Annotated in this window: 2 protein-coding genes and 1 pseudogene; all 3 read left to right on the top strand. The window is 75.2% G+C overall.

Going from position 1 to position 3278, the window contains the following annotated elements; all coding sequences use genetic code 11:
- Positions 1–74 precede the first annotated feature (74 nt).
- Positions 75–536, top strand: coding sequence for a SpoIIE family protein phosphatase (locus AB0E96_RS39945; protein ID WP_359831604.1), 462 nt, complete (start codon positions 75–77; stop codon positions 534–536).
- Between the two features lie 443 nt (positions 537–979).
- The gene (locus tag AB0E96_RS39950; RefSeq protein WP_359831602.1) at positions 980–2344 is read left to right on the top strand and encodes an MFS transporter; all 1365 of its coding nucleotides are present in this window, start codon (positions 980–982) and stop codon (positions 2342–2344) included.
- 204 nt (positions 2345–2548) lie between these two features.
- Positions 2549–3278, top strand: a pseudogene (locus AB0E96_RS39955) (hypothetical protein); the annotation flags it as partial.

The following is a 3278-nucleotide window of genomic DNA, read 5'->3' on the forward strand; positions in this document are numbered from 1 at the left end:
CCGCCCCACCCGCATCCACACACTCTGCACCCAACACGGCATCACAACGACGGCTTGAGCCCGACCCAGATCAAATACTTCGCCAGCAGAATCGCCTGGAGGGGTTCATCACCGCGCTGCTGGTGGAGTTCCCGCCGGGGGAGGAGAGTGTGCGCACGCTCGACTGCGGGCACCCGGGCCCGTACCTGCTCGGCCCGTATCCGCCGGGCGGGGGCGCGCCACCGGTGCGCAGGCTGGACGCGGCGGACCCGGGGCTGCCGCTGGGGATGGGCGGGCTGGGCGTGGCGCGGCCGGCGCAGGAGGACCGGCCGTTTCCGGCCGGGTGCACGCTGCTGCTGGTGACCGACGGGGTGACCGAGGCCCGCGACGCGGCGGGGGAGTTCTACGACCCGGTGCTCGGACTGACCCCGCTGGGACCGTTCGCCGGGCCGGGGGAGGTGCTGGACGCGCTGGTGGCGGATGTCGAGCGGTGGACCGGCGGGCCCCGGGACGACGACATGGCGGTGCTGGCGATCACCCGCCGGGCGGGGGCGTAGGCGTTCGGTTCTCCTTCGGCCGACCGTGCCGAGCCGGACGACGCCCGGAGCGCGCCGACCGGGGCCGCACGGGCGGCGCGCGGCGGTACGTCGATCCCCTTCCACGGCTCGCTTCGGTCACGCCGGTATCACGATGAGGTGACGGTCAGGCCCTACTCCGTGGAATCAGGCCAAGTTGAGGGCCGTCGTCCGGTGGCCGGAAAGGTGGCGTCCGCATTTCGGACAAGGAAATGGACCCGTGGGGCGGACGGTGCCCGAGGGGTTCGTCGGCCAGTACCTCCCTGGTCGACGGGCACCGCGCGCGGCGCGCCGGGGCGGGGAGCCGTCGTCAGGAGCGCGTCAGCGCGGGACGGGCGGGTGGCGGGATTCGGCCGACCTGCGGTCCGTCCGGAAACGAACCCGGTGCTTGCCCCGTGTCGAAGAGGTGACCGAGAGTCGCACCGATGAACGAGAAGCCCAGCTCCCGCCAGGCCCGTCTGCTCGGCCACCGCGATTTCCGGCTCCTGTTGACCGGAGCCGCCGCGGCCCAGACGGGCAGTCAGGTCACCCTGGTCGCACTTCCTCTGGTGGCAGTGATGGTGCTCGACGCCACACCCTTCGAGGTCGGCCTGCTGACCGCCGCCGAGACCGCCGCCTTCCTGCTCGTCGGGCTCCCGGCGGGCGCCTGGCTGGACCGGATGCGCAAGCTTCCGGTGCTGATCAGGGCGGACCTGGTGCGCTGCGTGGCGGTGGGGTCGATCCCGCCGGCCGCCGCGTTCGGGGTGCTGACCATGCCGCAGCTCTACGTGGTCGCCCTGGTCACCGGGGTCGCCACGGTGTTCTTCGACGTCGCCCACCAGTCCTTCCTGCCCGCCGTCCTGCCGCGCGAGCAACTGGTCGGCGGCAACGGGGCACTGGAGACGGTCCGCTCCTCGGCGCAGATCGCCGGGCCGGGCCTCGGCGGCGGACTGGTCCAGCTGCTCGGGGCGCCGCTCGCCATCGTGGCCGACGCCTGCGGCTACCTCGCCTCCGCGCTGCTGCTCGTCCGGATCAAGGTCGAGGAGCAGCGGCCGGAACCCGACCCGGGGCGCTCCCTGCGCGCCGAGGTCGGGGAGGGCGTGCGGTTCGTGCTCGGCCACCCGCTGCTGCGGGCGATCGCGACCGCCACCGCCACGTCCAACCTGTTCTCCGCCGTACTGACCGCCGTCCAGACGGTGTTCTGGGTGCGGGTGCTCGACCTGTCGCCGGGCGCCATCGGCATCCTGCTCTCGGTCTCCGCCGTCGGCGGACTGGCCGGCGCGCTGTGCGCCGGGCAGCTCGCCCGGTGGATCGGACAGGCCCGGCTGATCTGGGTCTCCACGGTGGTGACGGCCCCGTTCGCGGTGCTGTGGCCGCTGTCCGGGGGCGGCGCGGGCGTGGTGCTGTTCGGCCTGGCCTCCGGGGTGGTGCTGTTCGGTGCGGTGGCGTACAACGTCGCCCAGGTGAGCTTCCGGCAGAGCCTCTGCCCGCCGGAGCTGCTCGGCCGGATGAACGCCACCATGCGCTTCCTGGTGTGGGGCACCCTGCCGATCGGCGCCCTGGTCGGCGGTGTGGTCGCCGACGCGGCCGGGCCGCGCGCAGCGCTCTGGCTCTGCGCCGCCGGCTTCCTGCTGGTGCCCCTGCCGCTGCTGCTCTCGCCGCTGCGGCGGATGCGCGAACTGCCGGAGCCCGACCGGCCGTCCGGGCCGTCCGGGCCGTCCGGAGGCGCGGAGGCCGCCGGAGACGCGGACGCCACCGAGGCCGTCGAGGCCGTCGAGGAGGGGAGCGCCGTGCGCCCCGGCTCCTCCTGACCTCCCCGACCCGACCCGGCCCGACCATCCCCGCCCTGGCCCGACCATCCCTGGCCCGGCCCGACCTCCCTGACCCTTCCGACTTTCCTGCCCCGGTCCACCCGGTCCCGGGCAGAACCCCGGCCGGTCCACCCGGCCGAGCCCTCGACCGATCCCCGACCGATCCCCGACCCGAGCCGCGACCGGAAACCGGAGACCGTTCCCGTGCACGCCAGCATCACCGCCGCCTACCTCGCCCGGTACCGATCAGCCGCCGCCGAATCCCCGGTGGAGCTGCTCCCGCTGACCGGCGCCCAGCGGCGGTTCCTGATCACCCGCCGGCTCACGCCGCAGAGCCGCAGCGACGTCGTCCCGATGTTCTTCGCCTTCCCCCGCGGCACCCTCGACCTGGACCGGCTGGCCCGCGCCGCCACCGCGGTCGCCGCCCACCACCCGGCGCTGTGCGGCGGGTTCGCGACCGTGCGCGGCACACCCGTGCTGCGCTCCGGCGGCCCCTCCGCCGAGGCCGCCCGGATCGCCGTCGCCGCCGGCGGCACCGTCCGCGCGGCGCTGCTCGACGCCCTGCTGGACTGGCCGGCGGACGGACCGGCGCTGCGCCTGCTGCTGGCCGCCGACCAGGACGGGGACGAGGAACTGCTCGCCGTCGCCCTGGACCACGCCGCCTGCGACGAGCAGTCGCTCGGCGTGCTCACCGCCGAGCTCAGCGCGGCGTACGAGCAGGACGAGCGGCCGGAGGACGGGCCCGCTCCCCGGGCGCTGGCCGACTACCGGCACGCCGTCGAACTGCAGCTCGCCGCCGAGGACGCGGCCGGCGGCCCCGCGGCCCAGGCCCACTGGGGCGCCCGCACCGGCGTGTGGGAGCGGGTGAACGCCGTACGCGCGGCCACCGGCATGACCGTCCTGGTCACCACCCACTACATGGACGAGGCCGACC

Origin of the sequence: Kitasatospora sp. NPDC036755, from assembly GCF_040636595.1 — a bacterium.
Lineage (GTDB): Bacteria > Actinomycetota > Actinomycetes > Streptomycetales > Streptomycetaceae > Kitasatospora.

What these genes read in the sequence shown, in the direction of transcription:
- AB0E96_RS39950 (WP_359831602.1), top strand. Translation starts at nt 980, where the DNA reads ATGAACGAGAAGCCCAGCTCCCGCCAGGCCCGTCTGCTCGGCCACCGC.